The following is a 21,243-nucleotide window of genomic DNA, read 5'->3' as shown; positions in this document are numbered from 1 at the left end:
TTTGAACACTCACGCCCGCCCCTCCCTCACCCGAGGATCCACAACCCGCTGCACGACGTCCGCGAGCAGGGTCCCCACGACGGTCGCGACCGAAATGACGAGCACGCACCCGAGCAGCACCGGATAGTCCGACGACTGAGCCGCGGACCAGAACAACAGCCCCATTCCCGGGTAGTTGAACAGCTGCTCCACCACCAGCGCGCCCCCGAACAACACCGGCACGTAGTACCCGAGCATCGCCACCACCGGCGTCAGCGAGTTACGGAAAACGTGCCGGAAGAGCACGGCGTACTGCCCCGCACCTCCCGCCCGAGCGGTCCGCACGTAATCCTCGGAAAGGTTTTCCAGCGTTGCGCCCCGCATATAGCGGCTGAACACGGCAACCATGGACGCCGCCCCGGTCACCACAGGCAGCACCAGCCCCGCAGGATCGGCCAACACCTGCCCCAACGTGTCCCCTTGGGGGGCCTGAGAGGGAAACCACCGAAGTGTCTGCGTGAACAGCAGAATCAGCAGCAGCCCCAGGAAATACACCGGTGTGGAATACGCGACGAAGCTCAGCGTCGTGATGACATAGTCGGTCGGCTTGTTCCGCCGCACGGCCTGCCACATACCCAACGGCACAGCCAGCACCAGCCCGACCATCGCGGACAGCACGGTCAACACCAGGGTCTTCGGCAACCGTTGCTCGATCAGCCGGGAGACCGCTTCGTTCAGCGTGTACGACGTCCCGAGATCCCCCTGCACCAACTCGCGCAGATACAGGACGTACTGCACCGGCAAGGACCGGTCGAGCCCCTGCTCGTGGTTGAACGCGGCGATCTGCCCGGCCGTCGCCTGCGGTCCGAGGATCCCGCGTGCCGGACCCCCGGGCAGCGCGTGCAGCAGGCAGAAGACCACGATCGTGACGATCAGGATCACGGCGAGGGCCTGAAGAAGCCGACGGACGAGATAGAGGACCGTGTCCACTAGCCGATCCACTTCCACTGCGCCGGGTGGAAGTTGGCCAGCGAGTCCTGGGAGAAGCCGCCGAGCCCGTTCTTCAGGACGGAGATCTGGTAGTCCGGCTCGGGCAGCCAGATGACGGGCAGGTCCTTCGCGAGGGCCGCGCTGTAGTCCTGGATGGCCTGGTTCGAACTCGATGTCGTGGTGGCGGAGACGAGCTTGTCGACGGCCGGGTTCGAGTAGTTGCCGAAGTTGGAGCCGCCGCCGGTCTGGAACAGCGAGTCACCGGTCGGGAAGGCGTTGAAGTACCAGCTGCCCGCCGTGCCGAAGAAACTCAACTGCCACTTGCAGATCGACTGCCCCGACGTGCACTGCGGGGTCTGCGAGAGCACCGAGTTGACCGGAGCGGTCTTGATGGAGAACTTGATGCCGGTCTTCGCGAGCGAGGACTGGATCGCGCTCATCATGTTGTCGGTGACCGCGGAGCCGGACTGCGAGAGCACCTGCATCTCGAACTTCGTGCCCTTGGCGACGCCCTCACCGCACTTCGCCGGCTCGGAGCAGGTCATGACCCCGCCCTGCTCGGTCCAACCGTGGCTGGTCAGCAGGGACTTGGCGGTGTCGTTCGAGAAGGGGTACGGGTTGTCCTTCTGCACCGGCGACAGGAAGTCCGAGGCCTGTCCCTGCGGGATGGGACCGTAGCCGGGTACCGCCGTCCCGTTGAGGACGACCTTCGCGAGGCTTGCCTGGTCGATGGAGTGCTGGATGGCCTGACGGGCGTAGAGCTGCTTGAACACGGCACCCATCGCCGGGTTGTTGAAGTTGTACGGCATGTAGGTGATCGCCCAGCCCGACCACGGCTCCACCTTGAAGCCCTGCGCGGTGAAGCTGTCCTTCTGGTCGAGGTCGGTCGCCTCGATGTAGCCGTAGTCGACGCTGCCCGAGCGCAGGGCGTTCTTCTCGGCGTCGGCGGTGGTGAAGGGGAGCAGGTTCACCGTGGGGATGTTCGCCTTCTCGCCGCCGTCGTACTTCTTGTTGGCGGTGAGGACCACCTTGCCGGCGGTGGAGAAGGACTTGACGGAGTACGGGCCGCTGGTGGTCTTCCACAGCGGGTTCGAGGCGTATCCGGAGATGTTCTTCGCCGCGTCGTTGAGGTACGTCCAGGCCTGCTTGGCATCCCGGCCGCCGGCCCAGGCGTGCTGCGGGAGCGGGTTGATGGAGTTCAGCTCGTTGGCCAGCATCCACTGCGGGTTGTAGGCCTTGTCGAAGGTGATCGTGAAGTGGCGGGCGTCGACCGTCTTGAAGGACGTCCAGTTGTCCGGCGCCTTGCCGGGGTTGTAGCCCGCCCACTCGCTCTTGTTCGCCTTGATGAGGTCGAACCAGAACTTGACGTCCGCCGAGGTGATCGGCTTCCCGTCGCTCCAGTGCCGGTCGCCCAGGGTGATCGTCACGCTCTTGTTGTCCGCGGCGAACTTGGCGTCCGTGGCGACCGAACCGGCCTTGTTCCAGCCGATCTTGCCGGTCGAGCCGTCGTAGGCGATGAGCGGCTCCCACAGCGTGTTCGCGATGGAGATGTTGTTGGTGTTGAGGTGTGCCGCGGTGCCGATCGGCAGGATCCAGTTCGGGGTGAAGTTCGCGGGCAGCGCGTAGTTGATCGTGTCGTGCGAGGACGACGACGTGCCGCTCGACCCCGAACAGGCGGTGAGCAGCAGGGTGCCCGCGCTGAGGGCGGCGGCACCGGCGAGGAGTCTCGTGCGGGCAGGGGGCATGGCGTGCTCCTGGGACCAGGGAAGTGGAAGCGGGGTGGAGCAAGTGAACGCCCCCACCGTTGGAAGAAATAGGCGTGCCGCTGTAAAAAGCCTGTTTCTGCTGTTCTGAAAAAAGCACAGAGAGGCCTTTCGGGCCTACGCTCGACGCCTGGGCCGTCGAATTCGGGAGTAACTTCGACCATGCTTGAAAAAAGTGCGCCACCGCATCGACGGCACGGCTCCGGCTTCTCCTCGCTCGCGGAGGGCGTCCTGGAACTTCTCGCCTCCGGGCAGGCGTCGACCCGTACGGAACTCGCCGCACTGCTCGGCGCCGCGCCCTCGACCGTGTCCTTCGCCGTCGGCCAGCTGCTGGCACACGGCCTGGTCGCCGAGGAGGGCACCCGGTCCTCCACCGGCGGGCGGCCGCGCAAGGTGCTGCGGCTCGGCGGCAGCGACGGATACGCGGTCGCGGCCGACCTCGGCGGAAAGCACGCGCATGTCGGGGTCGTGCACCCCGGGGGCGGTCTCACCGACGTGTCGACCGTGCCGTTCGCCACGGCGGACGGGCCCGAGGCCGCGCTGCCCGGCCTGGCGGACACGCTCCAGACGCTGATCGACCGGCACGGCCGGGAGCAGCTGCGGGGCGTCGGCCTGTGCCTGCCGGGCCCGGTCGACGTCGAGCCGGGGCTCGTCACCCTTCCGGCGCGCATGCCCGGCTGGAACCGCTTCCCCGTACGGGACTGGTTCGAGGAGCGCTTCGCCGTCCCGGTGGCCGTCGAGAACGACGCCAACTGCATGGCCGTGGGCGAGCACAGTGTCCGGCCCGTCGAGCACCGGCAGTCGATCATGGTGAAGGTGGGCTCCGGGATCGGGGCGGGTGTCATCGTGGACGGGCGGCTGTACCGGGGCGCGACCGGAGGGGCGGGGGAGATCACCCACGTCCGCGTCGAGGCCGCCCAGGACACCCCGTGCTCCTGCGGCAACACGGGCTGCCTGGAGACGGTCGCCTCGGGCGCGGCACTGGTCAGGATCCTGCGGGAGCGGGGCCTGCCGGTGGCGGGCACCGAGGACGTCGTACGCCTCGCCCTCGACGCCGACCCCGAAGCGACCCGCGCGGTCCGCCAGGCCGGCCGCTACCTCGGCCAGGTCCTCGCCGCCAACGTCAACTTCTTCAACCCCGACGCCGTGTACCTGGGCGGCATCCTCTCCACTCTGGAGCCGTTCGTCGCGGCGGTGCGAAGCCAGCTGTACGAGGGCTGCCATCCGCTGGTGACCCAGCACCTGGTGATCGAGCGGACGTCGTTGGGCGCCGATGCCGGGTTGGCGGGGGCGGGCCAGTTCGCGCTGCAGCGGGCGCTGGCGCAGGCGATGCAGACGGTCACCGGAGGCGGTTAGGGGAGCGGGGCCGTGTCCATGTGCGGCTCGGCCGCGTGGGCGCGACCAGCCACGACTCACCCGCAGACAGCAACGCACCTGGAGCAACCGTGCCTTCGTCCCGCCCCGTAATCGCCGTCGCAGGCCTCGGCATCGAGTCCTCGACGTTCTCCCCGGCCCGCACCGACGCCCCCGCCTTCCACCCCCGACGCGGCGACGACATCCTCACCCAGTACCCCTTCCTGGCCCCGGGGCAGCCGTTGCGCGAGGCCGCAGACTGGCGAGGCACCCTCGTCGGCAAGGCACTGCCCGGCGGTACGGTGACGGCGGCCGCCTACGCCGAGCTGACCCGTGAACTACTCGACCGTCTCCGAGGACTGGGCCCCGTCGACGGCCTCTGGTACGACATCCACGGCGCGATGACCGTCGAGGGGGTGGACGACGCCGAAGCCGAACTCCTGTGCCGCATAAGGGAGATCACCGGTCCCGACACGATCATCTCCGCCTCCATGGACCTGCACGGCAACGTCTCCCGCGAACTCGCCCACCGCACCGACCTGATCACCTGTTACCGCATGGCCCCGCACGAGGACGCGATGGAGACGAAGGAGCGGGCCGCCCGCAACCTCGTGCACCACCTCACAAGCGGTGCTCCCCGCCCGGTCAAGGCCTGGATCCCGGTCCCCGTGCTCCTGGCCGGAGAGCAGACCTCCACCCGGATCGAGCCGGCGAAGAGCGTCTACGCCGCCGTGGCGGAGGTGGAGGCGACCGACGGAGTGACGGACGCGGCGATCTGGGTCGGCTACGCGTGGGCGGACGAGCCCCGCAACCGGGCCGCGGTCGTCGTCACGGGTCCTTCCGCGGACGCGGTGACGACCGGTGCCGAGCGGCTGGCCCGCGGCTTCTGGAAGGCCCGCCACGACTTCGACTTCGTCGCCCCGACCGGCACGCTCGAGGACTGCCTGGACGCGGCGCTGGCCTCGCGGAAGCGGCCGTACTTCATCAGCGACACCGGCGACAACCCGACAGCGGGCGGAGCCGGTGATGTCACCTGGGGGCTTCAACAGGTCCTGGCCCGCCCGGAGTTCGAGGACCCCTCGGGCCCGGTGGTCATCTACGCCTCGCTCCCGGGTCCGGCCGCGGTCGACACGGCCGTTGAGGCCAGCGTCGGTGCCACGGTCACCGTGACCGCGGGTGCCGAGGTCGACGACCGTCACGCGGGCCCGCTCACGCTGACCGGTGTGGTCCACGCGATCCGGCAGGGTGACCAGCACGCGGTGACCGAGGCGGTGCTGCGGGTGGGAAGCGTGTACGTGATCCTGACGCGCCTGAGAAAGCCGTACCACTGCGAACACGACTTCACCGACCTGGAGTTGGCGCCGCGCGCGGCGGACCTCGTCCTCGTCAAGATCGGGTATCTGGAGCCCGAACTGTTCGCGATGGCCGCCGACTGGAAGATGGCCCTCACCCCCGGCGGCGTCGACCAGGACCTGCCGCGCCTCGGCCACCGGCGCATCCGCCGGCCGATGTTCCCCTTCGACCGCGAGATGCCCGACCCGGACCTCACGGCTCGGCTGATCCCGCCCTCGGACGCGGAGTTGACCGGACCGGACGAGTGAGCTGCCGCTACTCGACCGCCGCGGCGATCAGCAGGTCCAGGAGGGCGATCAGCACGTCCCGGGACGACTCCCGCCGCCGTGCGTCGCACAACACCACCGGGATGCCCTCCGGGAGGGCGAGGGACTCCCTGATGTCCTCGGCCGGGTACGGGTGGTGGCCCTCGAAGCCGTTCACGGCGACGACGAAGGGGATGCGCCGGCGTTCGAAGAAGTCCACGGCGGCGAAACTCGACTCCGGGCGCCGTACGTCGATGAGCACGACCGCGCCCAGGGCGCCGACGGCGAGGTCGTTCCACATGAACCAGAATCGCTGCTGGCCCGGGGTGCCGAAGAGGTAGAGCACGAGTTCGTCGCTGATGGTGATCCGGCCGAAGTCCATGGCCACGGTGGTGGCCCGCTTCTGCTCGATCCCGGCGAGGTCGTCGACGCCCAGGCCCGCGACGGTGAGGGGTTCTTCCGTGCGCAGCGGGGCGATCTCGCTGACCGATCCGACCATGGTGGTCTTGCCGACCCCGAAGCCCCCGGCGATGAGGATCTTGACGGTGTCGGGTGCGGCGGGAGTACCGGCTGTCTCGGTGGCGAGCGGGTCAGAGCCGGCCAAGGCCTTCCCTCACTTTCTGCAACAGGTCCAGGTCCGGGGTGCGGGGCGAGACGGGGCGCGGCGGGTGCGCGGTGATGAGACCCGCCTCCAGCAGATCGCAGAGCATGATCACGACCACGCTGACCGGGAGGTCCAGCAGCGCGGCCAGCTCCGCCACGGCGACGGGGCGGGCGCACCGGCGCAGGATGCGGGACTGCTCGGCCTGCGGGCGCGGGGCGAGTTCCGGTGGCGGGTCCACCGCGGTCACCGTCGTGATGAGGGTGAAATCGGCACGGCTGGGCCGCGTCCTTCCGCCGGTCAGGGCGAACGGTCGCACCAGCCTGCCCGACGCGTCGCTGTCGGTCACCTCACCCGCCGGTGGGGCCGATGCCGGCCCGTGGTGCCGCGCTGAGGTGCTCGCCGATCTTCTTCACCAGCATGTTCATCTGGTACGCCACGACGCCGACGTCGGCGTTCGGCCCGGTGAGCACGACGAGATGGGCGCCGGGTCCCGCGGAGGTGAGGATCAGGAAGCTGTTGGCCATCTCGATGAGTGCCTGGCGCACCGGGCCGCCCCGGAAGTCCATGCTGACGCCCTTGCTCAGGCTCATCAGACCGGACGCGGTCGCCGCCAGCCGCTCGGCGTCGTCGCGCAGGAACCCGGTGGACTTGCTGACGACCAGCCCGTCCTCCGAGAGCACGACAGCCTGCGTCACGTCGGCGACCCGCTCCACGAGTCCGGTGAGCAACTGGTCCAGCTGGGTGTGCGTGGCGGGGGTGGGGCGTGTCATGGCGTGTCCTTCATGAGCGATCGATACGGAGACCACGAGCGGCGACGGCCGCGTCGTGCGGGGTACCGGGGGGTGCGGCCTCGGCGGGGGCCGGCCGGCCGGCGGCACCGGGCGGCTGTTCCTGGTCGGCGGGGGCCGTTTCTTCGGGGGTGCCGGGCGGGTCGTCTTCGGGGGTGTGCTGCGTGGTGTTCGGGGGCTTGGGGGTGCCGGGCGGGTGCTGGGTGGAGGCCGTTTCTTCGGGGCTGTCGTGCGGGGGCTCGTCGTCGGGGGAGTGCTGGGCGGCGTGCCGGGTCTTGGGGGTGCCGGGCGGGTGGTGGTCGGCGGGGGCCGTTTCTTCGGGGCTCCCACGCAGGGGTTCGACGGCGGGAGTGTCCTTCGCGGGGTCCGGGTTGCCCGGAGCGCTGGGGAGAGCGTTCCGGTCGGCGGGAGCCGATTCTTCGGGGGTGTCGGGCAATCCGTCCTCGAGGGTGTCGAGCGGGTCGGTCCGGGTGCTGGTTGCCGTGGTCGCGTTCTCCGGGACGTCGAGGAGGTCGTCCTCGTCCCGGGCGCGGAGCGTGCCCAGCTGGAATCCGGCGAGCGAGGAGGCCGCGTGGTCCGCGGTGAACTCGTCGGCGTCCTCCTGCTCGGCGACGGCCGGGGCGTCCTCCCTCAGCTCGACAGCCAGACTGGTCTGCGGCACCCGCCGGGGGAGAGGCGCGAGCCCGTCCGTCCGGGCGGCGCCCACCGGGCGCGACGCGTTCCTGGGACCTGGTGTGTTCGCGGGGGCTGCCGCGTCTTGGGCAGCCGAGGCCGCCGATCCTCCTGCGTCCGCGGCGTCCGGCATGGCGGTTGGGTTTGCCGGGCCGGCGGTGGCTGGTGTGCCGGTCGGGTCTTCCGTGTCCGTGGATCCCGGTGTTCGGGCCGGGTCTCGCGCGTCCGCCGACCCGGTCGTGCGGGCCGCGCTTCCCGTGTCCGCGGCGTCCGGCATGGCGGTTGGGTTTGCCGGGCCGGCGGTGGCTGGTGTGCCGGTCGGGTCTTCCGTGTCCGTGGATCCCGGTGTTCGGGCCGGGTCTCGCGCGTCCGCCGACCCGGTCGTGCGGGCCGCGCTTCCCGTGCCCGCGGCGCCGGTCGGTCCTCCCGCGTCCGCCGACCCCGACGCATCAGCCCGGTCTCCCGCCTCCGCGGACCCCGTCGCGCGTGCCGTGCTCGTCGGCATCCTTGCAGCCGCCCCAAGCCCCGTACGTGACAAGGGCCTTGCGCGCGTGGAGTCTGCGGAGCCGTCTCCGTCGGACGTACTCTCCACGCGGCCCGGCCCAGCCGAGCCCCCCGAAGCCGCTGGGGCGACCGCCCCGACCAGGTCCTCCGGCTCCTTCTCCTCCCGTACGACGATCTCGTGCGGGATCAGCACGATCGCCGTCGTTCCGCCGTACGGCGAGGACCGCAGCGTCACCTGGACGCCGTGGCGGTTGGCGAGGCGGGCGATGACGAACATGCCCAGGCGGAGGTCGTCGGCGAGGGCGACGACGTCGAACTTGGGGGCTTCGGCCAAGTGGGCGTTGAAGGAGGCGTATTCGTCCTCCGACATGCCAAGGCCCCGGTCCTCGACCTCGACGGCAAGCCCCTTGGCGACCAGCCCCGCGCGTACCGAGACGGGACTCGGCGCGGGGGAGTACAGCGTGGCGTTCTCGATGAGCTCGGCCAGGAGGTGGATCACGTCCGCGACCGCGGGCGGGGCCAGGCAGACCTCCTCCTCCGTGTGCACCTCCACCCGCTGGTACTGGGCGACCTCACCCACCGCACTGCGCAGGATGTCGATCAGCGCGACCGGCTCGGTCCAGCTGCGCCGCGGCTGCCCGCCGCTGATGATGACCAGGTTCTCCTCGTACCGCCGCAACTGGCTGGCCGTCGAGTCCAGTTCGTACAGCCCCGACAGCACGTCCGGGTCCTGGTGCTCGCGCTCCAGCGTGTCCAGCCGGCTGAGCTGGAGGTTGACCAGGTTCTGGCTCTGTCGCGCGATCCCGAGGATCACCTTCTGGAAACCCCGCCGGGTGTCGGCGAGTTCGACGGCGGTCACCACAGCCGTGCGCTGCGCCGCGTTGAAGGCCTGTGCCACCTGCCCCAGTTCGTCCGAGCCGTAGTCCAACTCCGGTGCCGCCCGGTCCACATCGACCTTCTCGCCCCGGTCCAGCCGTGCGACCACGTCCGGCAGCCGCTCCTGGGCCAGACTCAGCGTGGCCTCCCGCAGGCCGCGCAGTCGCCGGGACAGCGAACGGGTGATCCGCCAGGACATGAAGAGGCACAGCAGCAGCGCGATGAGCCCGCCGGCACTGAGCCAGGCCGCCGTCAGCAGCTGCTCGTGCGCCTTGTCCGCGCTGCGGGAGAGCAGCCCCGACGTCTGCTGCCGGATCAGCGCGGTGTAGCGGACGGACACCTTGTCCATCGCAGGCGTCCACCGCTTGTGCAGGTCAGGCAGGGCCACCTGTCCCGTCCCGGCGGTCGGACGCGCGGCGAGCACCCGGTCCTCGACGGCCGTCAGGGCCCGCCAGTCCGGGCTCGCCAGGATCCGCTCGGTCTGCGTCTTCGCGGTGCCGCTCAGCGCGGGCACGATCTGGTCCTCGACGAGCCACCGGCGCGTGTTCACCAGCTGGACGAACTGCTCCCAGGCCTTCTCGTCGAGATGCCCGGACGACCAGGCCAGGGTGAGCGCCACATCCTCCTGCGAGGTCAGTTCCGCCGCGTGTTCGATGGCGACGAGCGGCCCGGCCTGCGAGGTGAGGTCGCCGTCGTCGACCTGCGAGAGCTGCTGGAAGGCGTGTATCTGGTCGTCGATGATCGACGTGTACTGGTCGAGGGCCTGCTGGGCGGTGATGTCGGTGGGGTGGTCCACCTGGTCGCGGTAGTACTCCAGGCTGCCCACCGAGCCGAGCACCGAGTACAGCTGGTCGGCGATACGCGCGGGCGCCTGCTGGATCTCGTCGGACTGCCGGACCAGCTTGGCGACCGCCGCGTCCGTGGCCGCGCGCTTCTCGTCCAGGGCGGCCCGGGAGCCGGGCACCTTGGCAAGCCAGGCGGCGGACACCGCGCGTTCCCCCTGCAGCGCGAGTGTGGCCTCGGTGCCCATCGCGCCGGTCGACCGGCTGAGCTCGGTCTGCGAGCGCAGCCGTAGACCCTCCGAGAACAACTGCGTGGTCGTCACACCCCACATGGCGGCGAGGGTGACGCTGGGCACCAGCGCCAGCATGATGAGGGAGAGACGTATGGAGCCGAGGCGGCGCCGGGCACCTGTCCGGTCGGGCATGGTCGTCCTTGGGCGGTCAGGGAGAGCGGAGTGGGGTGTTCGGAGGCGAGGCCGCGCTCCGAGGGGAGGTCACCTTGTGCCGGCCGCGGCGAACCTCGCGACCGCGGCGACGTTCGTCCGGGTGACGAACGCGGGCCCGGTGAGGACGGGAGCCACCCCGCCCCCGCTGACGTTGCCGTTGGTCCGGTACAGCCACAGGGAGTCCACCGCGAGGTAGCCCTGCAGATACGGCTGCTGGTCCACCGCGAACTGTACGTTCCCGGTGCGGATCGATGTGACCAGGTCGTTGTTGAGGTCGAAGGTGGCGACCTGGGCCTTGCTGCCGGCCGCCTTCACCGATTCCACGGCGTCCAGAGCGAACTGCGCGCCGAGGGTGACGACTTCGTCGATGCCGGGGTCCTGCCGCAGCCGGGCCGTGAGCACGGTGTCCACGGCCTCGGGGTCGGTGCCCTCCACGTACAGGTTCTCGGTCTCGCCGCGGAACGACTTCTTCACACCGGCGCAACGCGCCTCCAGAGCGACATTGCCCCGCTCGTGGATGACGCACAGCGCGTGCTTGACCTTCAGGCCGTTCAGCTTGTCCCCGACGGCGGCGCCGGCCACGCTCTCGTCCTGGCCGAAGTACTCCAGCAGCCCCTGCGACTTCCAGGCGCCGATACCGGAGTTGAGGCCCACCACCGGGATGCCAGCCGCCCGCGCCGCGGCCACCGGTGCCTTCATCGCGGCCGGCTTGGCCAGGGTGACCGCGATGCCGTCGACCCGCTCGCTGATCGCGTCGCGCACCAGCTGGGCCTGGCCGGCCGGGTCGGAGTCGTTCGCGTACGTCAGATCGACACCGTCCTTCGCGGCAGCGGCCTCGGCGCCCTTCTGCACGAGCTCCCAGAAGGCGTCACCCTCGCCGCCGTGGGTGATCAGGGCGACCTTCAGCCCTGCGGTGTCCGCCCCCTTCGCCGCGCCCTGGCTCGATCCGAGGGAGGAGTCGCCGCCGGAGCAGCCGGCGAGCAGCAGGAGGGCTACGGAGGTGAGGGCGGCCACGCGCAGGGATCTCGCGGGAGTCCGAGGTGGGGGAGGAGTGTTCATGGGTGCGGCACCTCGCTGTGCGGCCGAGCAGGCGGAACGCGAAAGGGGGGCCGGAACGCGGGTGCGTCGGCCGGTTTTACCTTCACTGGCCAGTGAGCCAACCGCGTGTGACCGCCGGTAGTCAAGTGATCAGCCCCTGGTAATGACTTCTCGGTTCCGCATCGTAATGATCTTCACGTCTGCGGGCAGAAGGAGGTGGCGGTAGCGGGATGGCGTTCATGGCCCCTCGTCGTCCCCCGCCTCATCACCCGCGTCACGGTTTGCGCCCCACCACCCCGTACATCGCGATGTCCGCGTCCCGGATCACCTCGGTGCCCGAGCCGTCCGGGTGCCACTTGTGCACCTGGACGATGCCCGGCTCCACGACCTCCAGTCCCGTGAAGAACTCCGCGGCCTCGGCGAGGGTGCGCAGTCGCATCGGCATGCCCCGCGCGGCGTACTCCCGGGCCACCCGGCCGACCTCGTCCGGGGCGAACTCCGCGGTACCGATGGACATCGCGAGGTGGCTCCCGGACGGCAGCGGGTCGAGGAGCCGGCGCACGATGCCGACGGCGTCGTCCTCGTCCGTCATGAAGTGCACGATCGCGATCACCAGAAGCGCCACCGGTCGCGTGAGATCGAGCGTCCCCCGCAGCCCCGGCGCCTCGAGAATGCTCGCCGGATCCCGCATGTCGGCCTCGATGTACGAGGTCCGGCCCTCGGGCGTGCCGTTGAGCAGGCCCCGGGACAGGCGCAGCACGAGCGGGTCGTTGTCGACGTACACCACCCGGGCGTCGGGGGACACCGACTGGGCGATCTCGTGGATGTTGGGGGAGGTGGGGATGCCGGTGCCGATGTCGAGGAACTGCCGTATCCCCGCCTGCTCGGCGAGGTGGCGCACCGCGCGGTTCATGAAGTCGCGGTTGGCCCGCATGTGGACCGGCAGCGCGGGCCACTCCCGGACCATGGCGTCGCCCGCCTCGCGGTCCGCCGGGTAGTGGTCCGCACCGCCGATGATGTAGTCGTAGATCCGCGCGGAGTGCGCGCTTCCGGTGTCGACGTCTCGCTCCATGCCCCTACCGTCCCACCGTCAACCGTCGTCCAACCCAGGGTGGTTGAGGGAGGGCGGGGTGTCCACCCGCCACCGGACGCGACCGTCGTCCAGGTCGCCGCGCCTGCCGGCCACCGTGGGGTGAGGGGGGAGCGGAAGGATCGTCGGCTGCGGCTCGGTGGGGGCCGGTCGCGCAGTTCCCCGCGCCCCTGGGTGGGTACGGTCGCCGGCAGACGCGCGTGCCCTCAGTGCCGGAGACGAGATTCGTGGGCCCCCTCGTGGCCGCGACGAACGCCAGTTCATCGTGCCGGACACGGCAGCGCCCGAGTCGTCACCCCGAACAGCACCGCGTCGACCTCGACGTCGAGGACCGGCCATCGAGCATGCCCCCAACCTCGCCCCCGTCCTCGCACGGCCGCTGGCTATGATCATGTGAATGGGCTCAGAACCGACCATCCTCGCCACCTCCGGAGGACACCGCACCGGTGGTCGCACCATGGTGTCGTTCCACGCGCTGGTGCACCACGCCGTGGATCTGTCGGGCGCGCACGGTCGCAGGCCGCGCGTGATGTACGTCGGCACGGCCATCGGGGACGCCGAACACTTCACGGCACGGATGCACGAGGCGGCCCGGGTGGCCGGCTTCGACCTCACCCCGCTCCAGCTCTTCCCCATGCCCAACCTGGACGACGTCGAGGGCACCGTCCTGGAGCAGGACGTGGTGTGGGTCATGGGCGGCTCGGTGGCGAACCTGCTCGCCGTCTGGCGAGTGCACGGCCTCGACCGCGTGATGCGCCGGGCCTGGGAGGCCGGTGTGGTGCTCAGCGGGGTCAGCGCGGGCTCCCTGTGCTGGTTCGAGGGCGGCACCACGGATTCGTACGGCCCGGAACTGCGCCCGCTCACCGACGCGTTGGGCTTCCTGCCGTACGGAAACGGCGTGCACTACGACAGTGACCCGGGCCGTCGTCCCCTGATCCACCGGCTCGTCGCGGACGGCACCCTGCCGGCCACCCACTGCACGGACGACGGCGTGGGTCTGGTCTACCGCGGCACCGAACTCGTCGAGGCCGTCACCGAGGTGCCCGGAAAGGGCGCCTACGTCGTCAGGCGCGACGGCGGGACGGCGGTCGAGGAACGCGTCGAACCGCGCAGGCTGCCCGGCGTCTGACGGACGGTGCCTGCGCGGTCCGGGCCCCGGGAGGGCGGGTGCGCGGTCCTGTGGAGGTGCGTGATCCCACGGGCGGGTGGGTCGGTGCGGCCCGGCTACTGGCTGGCCTGCGGTGTACCGGCGACCATCCCGGCATGCGCCGTGTCGGTCGCGGGACCGGGCTGCCCCGGGTGGCTCTCCGTACCGGGCCACTCCGCCTCCCGGCCCTGCTCGCGCCGCTCGCGGCGGCTCACCCGGCGGTCCTGGTCGGGCAGCCAGCCGAAGGTCAGCACGCTCCCCGCGACCCCCAGCAGGAGGCCGACCATGAAGCCGCCCAGGTTCGAGGTGACCCAGGTGCCCATGGAGATCAGGACGCCGGTGATCGAGTAGAACAGGCGCTGTTCGGGGCTGAAGAGGATCAGCAGCCCCAGCAGCACCATCAGGGTCGGCAGGAGGTAGCCCGCCAGGCCCTGCATCCCGATGTGCAGGACGACCTTCACCGAGGCCTTCATGGTGAGCAGGATCCAGGCCCCGCCCAGGGTGAGCCAGAGGCCGCCGAAGAAGGGGCGTCCGTACACCCAGCGGGTGAACGCGTCCTGCTCGGCCACGGGCTGCTGTCCGCCCGAGGGCTCGGGCCCGCCCACCGGCTCCTGACCCTCCATCAGCAGGCCTTGCTGCTGAAGCTGAGCTTGAGGCCGGGCAGCTTGAACACGCCTGCCGTGGTGGCGTAGTTGGTCTGCCGCAGGTTGTCGATGTGCACGGTGTCGGACTGCTGGCTGAAGACGCCGAGGGGGCCCTTCACCCCCGCCTTGGTGAGGGTGCTGGCGTCGTTGCCGATCTCGATGTTGCGGAAGGCGGCGTTACCGGACATCTCGGTCGAGTCCGTGGTCAGGTCGGTGGCCTCGACTTTCTTCTCCCCGGAGCCTGCCTCGATCTTCAGGTTGGTGCCGCCCAGGTCGACGCTCTGGCACAGCTTGGAAAGGGTCGCGCTCTTGATGGCGGAGGTCACGACCAGCACCTGACCACCGGTGTCGCCGGCGTTCGGGCTGTTGTCCGCCATGTTGTCAAGGCCGCCGAACTGCTCGAACCCGGTGCCGTCGAGGCTTTCCGCGGTGACCGTGAAGGCCATCCCGGAGATGGCGAACTGGGCGCCCAGAGCACCCTCGGCGGTCATGATCGCGAGACCCGCGGTGATCGCGACGGCCGGCACGGCCATGATCGCGGCCCGGCGTCCCCGGACCCGTCCGCGTCTGGCGGGGCTGTCGGAGGCTTCGGGGGTGGAACCGCTTTCGGGGGTCTCGGAGGTGGTGCCGACGGACGAGGCCATGTGCTGCTCCCAGGGGCATAGTCAACGCAAGTGGGGCTCACGTGCGGATGTGCGGCTTCAGTGGCGTGTTGTCCTGGCGCGGACGGCGGCTGCGGCGCACGTCTCCTCCCAACCCCCGGCGGCTGCAAGGGCTTTCACGTACTCCGCAGTAGCGACACGGAAGTTACCGGCGGTTACGGTCATGGGTCAAGCAACTTGTGAGTAAAGGGTGTTGATTATGTGGCAGTCGTGATCCACAACGTTCCCACCGGCAGGGAAATATCATCCGACGATGATCAACTCCCTTGTTGCACCTTGACGTTGACGGATGATCAGGTCTACAACTCTCCCTGGCTTCCCCAGGATCCGTGGCGCCGGATCCAAGCCGTCGGGCGGCACCTGCCCGCTTTCCCGGACCATCTGTCCTCACGGGCTCTTCACCGCCCGAGTCCGACCCTCCACGGCACCCGAAACGGTCACTTCCCCCCTGGGCCGTAGCGGGCTCGCCACCTCTCGCCCGGCCCGGCCGGAGCCCTCCCCCATGGGGTGTCCGGACGGTCACCGGCCGGCTGCCGTTGCCGGTCCGTCACGTACGGAGAAGGCGTGACGGACCGGCGACGGCGGACGCCGACATGCGTCCGCGCCCCCCACACCCACCCTCACCTCAGGAAAGAGGCAACCCCGCATGCGTATGCGTTCTCTGCTCTCCCTCACCGCCGCTGCCGCCGCCTTCGCGCTTCCCGTGGCCGTGGCCGCGTCCGCCCCCGCCGCCGCGGCCGATGTCGCGGTTCTCACCACCGGAGGGGTCGGCGGCACCAACGTCGCCGAGGGCTCGGTCATCAGCGCGTCCCTGGCCGCCGGCACCACCGCGACCCTCTACTCCAGCTCGACGGGCACCAGCGGGATCAGCTGCTCGGCCTCCACGTTCACCGCCACGGTCGACGGCAACCCGACCGCCCCGGGCACCGCCACCGAGTCCCTGACCGGGCAGACCTTCAGCAACTGCACCTCGAACGTGGTCGGCGTCCTCGGCGTCACCAGCATCACGGTGAACAACCTGCCGTACACCACCGCCGTGTCCTCCGACGGTTCCGTCGCCGTGACCCCGGCGAGCGGTACCGCCATCCAGACCACCGTCGTGCTGCGCACCCTGCTGGGCAGCGTCAGCTGTGTCTACCAGGCGGCGTCCGGCCTGTCCGGAACGGCGGACAACACCGACAACAGCATCACCTTCGCCAACCAGCAGTTCACCCGGACGTCCGGCTCCTCGCTGTGCCCCGCCAGCGGTTTCTGGACCGCGAAGTACAGCCCGGTGACCGCGAGCGGTGAGGCGGTCTACGTCAACTGAACTCCGTGACCGTGTAGTTCAGCGCCGGCGCAGACGAAGCGCCAGGGCGGCGCCCCCGGTGAGCACCAGCACCCCGGCGGCGCCGCCCGCCAGCATGGGCGCGGAAGGCCCCGAGGCGGGGTCGGCGTCGGCGGCCACCGGAGTGGAGTCGGGAACGACGCCGCCCGCCGAACGGGCCACGGAAGGTGTCGGCGTGGGTGAGGCGGTGGCCGGCGCCGGACTCCTGGCGGGCTGCTTCTCCGCCGCCTTCGACCGGGTCGGCGACGCGGTGGCGCTCGCCCCGCCCTCGTCCCCGCCCTTGTCGGCCGCTGCCGGGAACACCACGTCCGAGCACGAGTAGTACGTGTCCGCCGTACTGCTGTTCTGCCAGATCGTGTACAGCACCTGCCGGCCCGTCCGGTCCTTCGGCAGCGTCATCCTGATCCGGTACGCGCCGTCCGTCAGCGCCGGGTCCTTCACCTGGGCGAACGGCTGCTCCGGCAGATCGGACCACTTCAGCGGCTTCGACGGATCGTAGCCGGGCTCGGTGAGGTACATCCGGAACGTGCCGGTGTGCGGGATCGTCGAGACGTACTTCATGGTCAGCGTCGCACCGGGGTTCAGGCGGGTCGACGGCCAGTCGGAGCGGGCCAGGTCGAGGCCCTGGTAGGCGGGCAGGCCGCCGCTGCACAGCTTGCCGTCGGGGATCGTCTGCCGGTCCCGGCCGTTCACGTTGGCGACCCGCAGGTTGTCCCACGCCGTGAAGGGCGAGCCGTTGGCCGCCACGGCGGCGCGGCATGCCGCCGTGCCCGAGGAGCCGCCGTCGGGGGAGCAGGCGAAGACCCGGCTGACCGGATCCGTGGGAGCGCCGTGGGCCTGCGCGGGCGCCGCCGCGAACACGGTCAGCAGGAACGGGGACAGGGCGGCGACCGCCGCACTCGTGCGACGGGCGGTGGTCCAGGGCATCCGGGCCATCCGGAACGCCTCCTCGGGCGGCGCGGGAACTACGGGCTTCCGTGCAGTACGGGAAAGGAGCCTCGCGCGTTCACCGGCTCAGCGGGTCGTCCACCTCCGCGCAGAGACGGGCAAAGCGGCCGCCATCGGTCAACCGGCCACCGCAGAGGGTGCGTTCTCGGCCGGATCAAGGGTTTCCCCTGTATCCGCATGACCAGCTCTTTGCCTATCGTTCGACCACAGCTGACCCACAGGTAACCCCGAACGGGTCACGCGCCTCCGTCTGGCCGGCCGCCGCGCTCTTGGCTTCACCCCCCGCCGCTTCACCGACGAAGCGATTCGACTGCCGCTCCGCGCTGCCCGGAGCACGGCCACGAAAGGCAAGCCCTTGCGTACCTCCCCCTCCCTCCGGCGGAAGCTGATATCCGCCGCCGCCGTCTCCGCGGCCCTGCTCTCGGTCGGCACGGCCTCCGTCGCCGTCGCCCAGGACGCCCCCGCCCAGGAAGCCGCCGTCCCGGCCGCGCTCACCGAGGCCGCCCCCGGCATCCAGGCCGAGCGCCTCATCGTCGGATACCGGACCGGCACCACCGAGGCCACGTCGAACAAGGCCGCCGAGGCCGACGCCGCCGCCAAGGACGCCGACTTCCAGCGCAGACTCGGCACCGGGGCCGCTCTCGTCGATCTCGGCGCGAACCCCAGCAAGGCCGAAGTCGCCGACGCCGTCGCCGAGTTCAAGGCGGACCCGCAGGTCGCCTACGTCGTACCGGACCGCCTGAACAAGCCGCAGGCCGACCCGAACGACACCGAGTACGCCAAGCAGTGGGACCTGTTCGAGTCCACCGCCGGCATGAACGTGCCGGGCGCCTGGCCCACGTCGACCGGCAGCGGCGTCACCGTCGCCGTCATCGACACGGGCTACGTCACCCACTCCGACCTCGCCGCGAACATCGTCGGCGGCTACGACTTCATCTCCGACACCGCGGTCTCCGTCGACGGCAACGGCCGCGACAGCAACCCGGCCGACCCCGGCGACTACTACGGGGCCAACGAGTGCGGTTCGGGCATCCCCGCCTCCAGCTCCTCCTGGCACGGCACGCACGTCGCCGGCACGATCGCGGCGGTCACCAACAACGGCAAGGGTGTCGCGGGCATCGCGTACGGCGCGAAGATCTCCCCGGTGCGCGTCCTCGGCAAGTGCGGCGGCTACGACTCCGACATCATCGACGCCATCACCTGGGCGTCCGGCGGCACCGTCTCCGGCGTGCCCGCCAACACCAATGTCGCCAAGGTCATCAACATGAGCCTCGGCGGCGACGGCGCCTGCACCTCGGCGACCCAGACCGCCATCAACAACGCCGTCGGCCGCGGCACGACCGTCGTCGTGGCCGCCGGCAACGACAACGAGAACGTCTCCGGCCACTCGCCGGGCAACTGCAACAACATCATCTCGGTCGCCGCCACCAACCGCGCCGGCGCCAAGGCCTCGTACTCCAACTACGGTTCCCTCGTGGACATCTCGGCGCCCGGCGGCCAGACCAGCACCGGCACCGCCAACGGCATCCTGTCCACGCTCAACTCCGGCGCCTCGACGCCCTCTTCGGAGTCGTACGCCTACTACCAGGGCACCAGCATGGCCACCCCGCACATCGCGGGCCTGGTCGCGCTGGTGAAGTCGGCGAACTCCTCGCTGACCCCGGCGCAGATCGAGACCGCCATCAAGAACAACGCCCGTCCGCTGCCGGGCGCCTGCTCGGGCGGTTGCGGCGCGGGCCTGGCGGACGCGGCGAAGACGGTCGCGGCCGTGAGCGGCGGCGGTACGACGACGGGGACGACCTTCTCCAGCACCACCGCGGTCGCCGTCCCGGACAACGGCTCCGCGATCGAGTCCTCCATCGCCGTCAGCGGCCGCAGCGGCAACGCCCCCTCGGCCCTCCAGGTCGGCGTGGACATCACCCACACCTACCGCGGTGACCTGGCGATCAGCCTCGTCGCCCCGGACGGCTCGGTGTACAGCCTGAAGCCGGCGAGCTCCTCGGACTCCGCGGACAACGTCAACACCACCTACACCGTGAACGCCTCCTCCGAGACCGCCAACGGCACCTGGAAGCTGCGCGTCCAGGACACGGCGGCGCAGGACACGGGCACGCTCAACGGCTGGAAGCTGACCTTCTGAGCGCACTCCCCGAACGAGTGGGCCGGCCGGTGCGGATGGGGCACCGGCCGGCCCGTCCTGCGTCTGCGCGCGCCGGGGGAGGCGCCTCCATCCACCCGGAATCACGCCTCGGCGCCCACCAGTTCACCGCTCTCCACCGACGCCAGCACCCGGGCCCCGCGGTCGGGCCGGCTGTCGAGGCCGATCAGCAGTCCCGGCACCGTGATGCTCGGCAGCAGGTGAGACCACATGACGGAGATCCGGTGCCCGAGGTCCTCCCGCCCGTGAAGTGCCCGCGACATCAGCTGAACCCCGGCGAACGCCCCCACCAGCAGGTCCGCGGTGTCCCGCAGCTGAACCGTAGGCAGCAACTCGCCTTGATCGCGGGCCTGTTGCAGCATCGCCACCAGATGCTCGCTCCACTGCCGGAACGGTCCCGTGTGATCGACACCGGGCGGGGCGCACTGGTCCACCGTCAGCCGGACGCTCCCCTTCAGCAGCGAGTTGGTCCGCAGCCGCTGCCCGAAGACGAACGTCATGTCGACGATCTCCTGCACCTTGCACGGATGCGGCGGTACGGCCCCCAGCGACAACTGCTCGTCGAGCACCGCCTGGGCCAGGGATTCCTTGGAGGGAAAGTGGAAATACAGGGCACCCTTGGTGACCTCGGCCCGCTCCAGCACCATCGCGATGGTGCTCGCGGCGTACCCGTGCTCGTCGAAGACGGCGCCCGCGGCCTCCACGATCGTCCTGCGTGTCCTGATGGCGCGCTCCTGTCTCGCCATAAGAACCCCTCCCATGCGCCGAGTTCGGATCCTGTCCGGTCTCGATCAGGTCACATTGAAAACAGACCGGAATCCCTCGTACTCTAGCGCTCACCGGCACGGGCACCTCGCCGTCCGTCATCGCTTCGGAGGAACGAGGGGGAGACATGCCAGAGTTGCGGCAGCTCACGCGGACCCCGGCCGGGACAGGGGTGCTGACGGCGACCGTCCCCCGTGAACTCGTGCACCGCGTGGCCGTCGCGGAGGTCCTCCTCACCGGCTGGACCAGGACGGACACCGACCGGTTCACCATCACCGCCCAGTGGCCGCGCAGCCATCGGTTACACGTGTCCCCGGACGGCTCGGCGTACGAACCGCTCCTGGTTGCAGAAACGGTCCGCCAGTGCGGGGCGCTGCTCGCCCACGCGGTGTACGAGGTGCCGCTGGGTCATCAGTTCGTCCTGCGGGAACTGCGTGTCGACACGCGCCCCGAGCACCTGGCCGTCGGTGCCGCCCCGGCCGAGCCCGTCATCGACATCACGGTCGGAGAGGTCCGCCGCCGCGCCGGCCGCCCGGCCGCCCTGCGCTACGACGCGGTCGTACGCCTGGGCGGCGAACGGATCGCGACCGGCGGGGTCGCCGTGACCTGGACGAACGAGTCCGTCTACCGCCGACTGCGCGGGGGACGGACCGCCGACGTCGGCACCCTGCGGTTGCCCCAGCCGCCCCCCGAGCTGCTCCCGGCCGACACGGTGGGGCGGGCCCTGCGCGCCGACGTCCTCCTGTCGCCCGCGGTCCGCCCGGGTCGCCGGCGGCTCCGCGTCGATACCGGACATCCTGTTTTCTTCGATCACCCGCTGGACCACATCCCCGGCATGCTCCTCCTGGAGGCCGCCCGCCAGGCCGTACGGGCGCACGGAGGTGACGAGAGCCGGGTGCCGGTGTCCTTCCACGCCGGCTTTCACCAGTACGCGGAGCTCGACCGGCCGGTCTGGATGGAAGTGAGCGCAGAGGACGGCGGCGACGTACAAGTCGTCGCGCTGCAAGGGGAGTCGGTGGTCTTCGAGTGCCGAGTGGGTGCCGTCGCAGGGTGAGTTATCTTGTACAGGGAGTAAGAAACAAACGGCATGACCCGTTCTTTTCCGTCAC

At 70.4% G+C, this 21,243-nt stretch carries 17 protein-coding genes and 1 pseudogene; 6 read left to right on the top strand and 12 right to left on the bottom strand.

Annotation, left to right across the window (positions count from 1 at the left end; all coding sequences use genetic code 11):
* Window positions 1-9: 9 nt before the first annotated feature.
* Entirely contained in the window at window positions 10-969 is a 960-nt protein-coding gene (locus AQJ46_RS20980) for an ABC transporter permease (RefSeq protein ID WP_059207063.1), read from the bottom strand.
* Window positions 969-2,714 carry a peptide ABC transporter substrate-binding protein gene (locus AQJ46_RS20975; protein WP_059207062.1) on the bottom strand — a complete coding sequence of 582 codons (1,746 nt, stop codon included), beginning with the start codon at window positions 2,712-2,714 and terminating at the stop codon, window positions 969-971. The genes AQJ46_RS20980 and AQJ46_RS20975 overlap by 1 nt, the downstream gene beginning before the upstream one ends.
* Before the next feature lie 180 nt (window positions 2,715-2,894).
* On the opposite strand from AQJ46_RS20975, the gene AQJ46_RS20970 reads away from it, so the two are divergent.
* Both AQJ46_RS20970 and AQJ46_RS20965 read left to right on the top strand, forming a co-directional pair.
* Complete coding sequence (locus AQJ46_RS20970; RefSeq protein ID WP_059207061.1) at window positions 2,895-4,088, top strand: ROK family transcriptional regulator; 1,194 nt, start codon at window positions 2,895-2,897, stop codon at window positions 4,086-4,088.
* 89 nt (window positions 4,089-4,177) lie between these two features.
* On the top strand, window positions 4,178-5,686 hold the full coding sequence (locus AQJ46_RS20965) for a M81 family metallopeptidase (RefSeq protein WP_059207060.1): 1,509 nt from the start codon (window positions 4,178-4,180) through the stop codon (window positions 5,684-5,686).
* 7 nt (window positions 5,687-5,693) lie between these two features.
* Here AQJ46_RS20965 and AQJ46_RS20960 read toward each other — a convergent pair whose 3' ends face one another.
* From AQJ46_RS20960 to AQJ46_RS20935, 6 genes and pseudogenes are all read right to left on the bottom strand, one after another.
* The gene (locus AQJ46_RS20960; RefSeq protein WP_059207059.1) at window positions 5,694-6,287 is read right to left on the bottom strand and encodes a GTP-binding protein; all 594 of its coding nucleotides are present in this window, start codon (window positions 6,285-6,287) and stop codon (window positions 5,694-5,696) included.
* Window positions 6,274-6,633 (bottom strand): DUF742 domain-containing protein, encoded by a 360-nt coding sequence (locus AQJ46_RS20955; RefSeq protein ID WP_057611102.1) that lies wholly within the window; start codon window positions 6,631-6,633, stop codon window positions 6,274-6,276. Before AQJ46_RS20955 ends, AQJ46_RS20960 begins: the two co-directional genes overlap by 14 nt.
* A 1-nt stretch (window position 6,634) precedes the next feature.
* Complete coding sequence (locus AQJ46_RS20950; protein WP_030313681.1) at window positions 6,635-7,057, bottom strand: roadblock/LC7 domain-containing protein; 423 nt, start codon at window positions 7,055-7,057, stop codon at window positions 6,635-6,637.
* 1,291 nt (window positions 7,058-8,348) lie between these two features.
* Window positions 8,349-10,334, bottom strand: a pseudogene (locus tag AQJ46_RS59060) (nitrate- and nitrite sensing domain-containing protein); the annotation flags it as partial.
* A 69-nt stretch (window positions 10,335-10,403) separates the two neighbouring features.
* Window positions 10,404-11,414, bottom strand: coding sequence for a substrate-binding domain-containing protein (locus tag AQJ46_RS20940; protein WP_059207058.1), 1,011 nt, complete (start codon window positions 11,412-11,414; stop codon window positions 10,404-10,406).
* 253 nt (window positions 11,415-11,667) lie between these two features.
* The gene (locus AQJ46_RS20935; protein ID WP_059207057.1) at window positions 11,668-12,465 is read right to left on the bottom strand and encodes an SAM-dependent methyltransferase; all 798 of its coding nucleotides are present in this window, start codon (window positions 12,463-12,465) and stop codon (window positions 11,668-11,670) included.
* 415 nt (window positions 12,466-12,880) lie between these two features.
* Here AQJ46_RS20935 and AQJ46_RS20930 point away from each other — a divergent pair, with 415 nt between their 5' ends.
* Window positions 12,881-13,612 carry a Type 1 glutamine amidotransferase-like domain-containing protein gene (locus AQJ46_RS20930; protein ID WP_059207056.1) on the top strand — a complete coding sequence of 244 codons (732 nt, stop codon included), beginning with the start codon at window positions 12,881-12,883 and terminating at the stop codon, window positions 13,610-13,612.
* Between the two features lie 95 nt (window positions 13,613-13,707).
* On the opposite strand, the gene AQJ46_RS20925 is transcribed toward AQJ46_RS20930, so the two are convergent.
* Both AQJ46_RS20925 and AQJ46_RS20920 read right to left on the bottom strand, forming a co-directional pair.
* Window positions 13,708-14,253, bottom strand: a complete 546-nt coding sequence (locus tag AQJ46_RS20925) for a DUF6114 domain-containing protein (protein ID WP_318656721.1) — start codon at window positions 14,251-14,253, stop codon at window positions 13,708-13,710.
* A complete protein-coding gene (locus AQJ46_RS20920) occupies window positions 14,253-14,918 on the bottom strand; it encodes a DUF6230 family protein (protein WP_059207054.1) in 666 nt (221 codons plus the stop codon). The genes AQJ46_RS20925 and AQJ46_RS20920 overlap by 1 nt, the downstream gene beginning before the upstream one ends.
* Window positions 14,919-15,582: 664 nt before the next feature.
* On the opposite strand from AQJ46_RS20920, the gene AQJ46_RS20915 reads away from it, so the two are divergent.
* On the top strand, window positions 15,583-16,245 hold the full coding sequence (locus AQJ46_RS20915; protein WP_059207053.1) for a hypothetical protein: 663 nt from the start codon (window positions 15,583-15,585) through the stop codon (window positions 16,243-16,245).
* A gap of 18 nt (window positions 16,246-16,263) precedes the next feature.
* Here AQJ46_RS20915 and AQJ46_RS20910 read toward each other — a convergent pair whose 3' ends face one another.
* Window positions 16,264-17,199 (bottom strand): lytic polysaccharide monooxygenase, encoded by a 936-nt coding sequence (locus AQJ46_RS20910; RefSeq protein ID WP_059207052.1) that lies wholly within the window; start codon window positions 17,197-17,199, stop codon window positions 16,264-16,266.
* A gap of 367 nt (window positions 17,200-17,566) precedes the next feature.
* On the opposite strand from AQJ46_RS20910, the gene AQJ46_RS20905 reads away from it, so the two are divergent.
* Window positions 17,567-19,351 (top strand): S8 family peptidase, encoded by a 1,785-nt coding sequence (locus tag AQJ46_RS20905; protein WP_057611096.1) that lies wholly within the window; start codon window positions 17,567-17,569, stop codon window positions 19,349-19,351.
* A gap of 101 nt (window positions 19,352-19,452) precedes the next feature.
* Here the strand turns inward: AQJ46_RS20905 and AQJ46_RS20900 are convergent, their stop codons facing one another.
* Window positions 19,453-20,115 carry a ScbR family autoregulator-binding transcription factor gene (locus AQJ46_RS20900; RefSeq protein WP_059207051.1) on the bottom strand — a complete coding sequence of 221 codons (663 nt, stop codon included), beginning with the start codon at window positions 20,113-20,115 and terminating at the stop codon, window positions 19,453-19,455.
* Window positions 20,116-20,261: 146 nt separating this feature from the next.
* Here AQJ46_RS20900 and AQJ46_RS20895 point away from each other — a divergent pair, with 146 nt between their 5' ends.
* Entirely contained in the window at window positions 20,262-21,188 is a 927-nt protein-coding gene (locus AQJ46_RS20895) for a ScbA/BarX family gamma-butyrolactone biosynthesis protein (RefSeq protein ID WP_059207050.1), read from the top strand.
* The last annotated feature ends 55 nt before the right edge of the window (window positions 21,189-21,243 follow it).

This window comes from Streptomyces canus (assembly GCF_001514145.1).
Lineage (GTDB): Bacteria > Actinomycetota > Actinomycetes > Streptomycetales > Streptomycetaceae > Streptomyces > Streptomyces canus.
The sequence above is the reverse complement of the archived record's forward strand: the minus strand, read 5'-3'. Positions and strand labels throughout refer to the sequence as shown.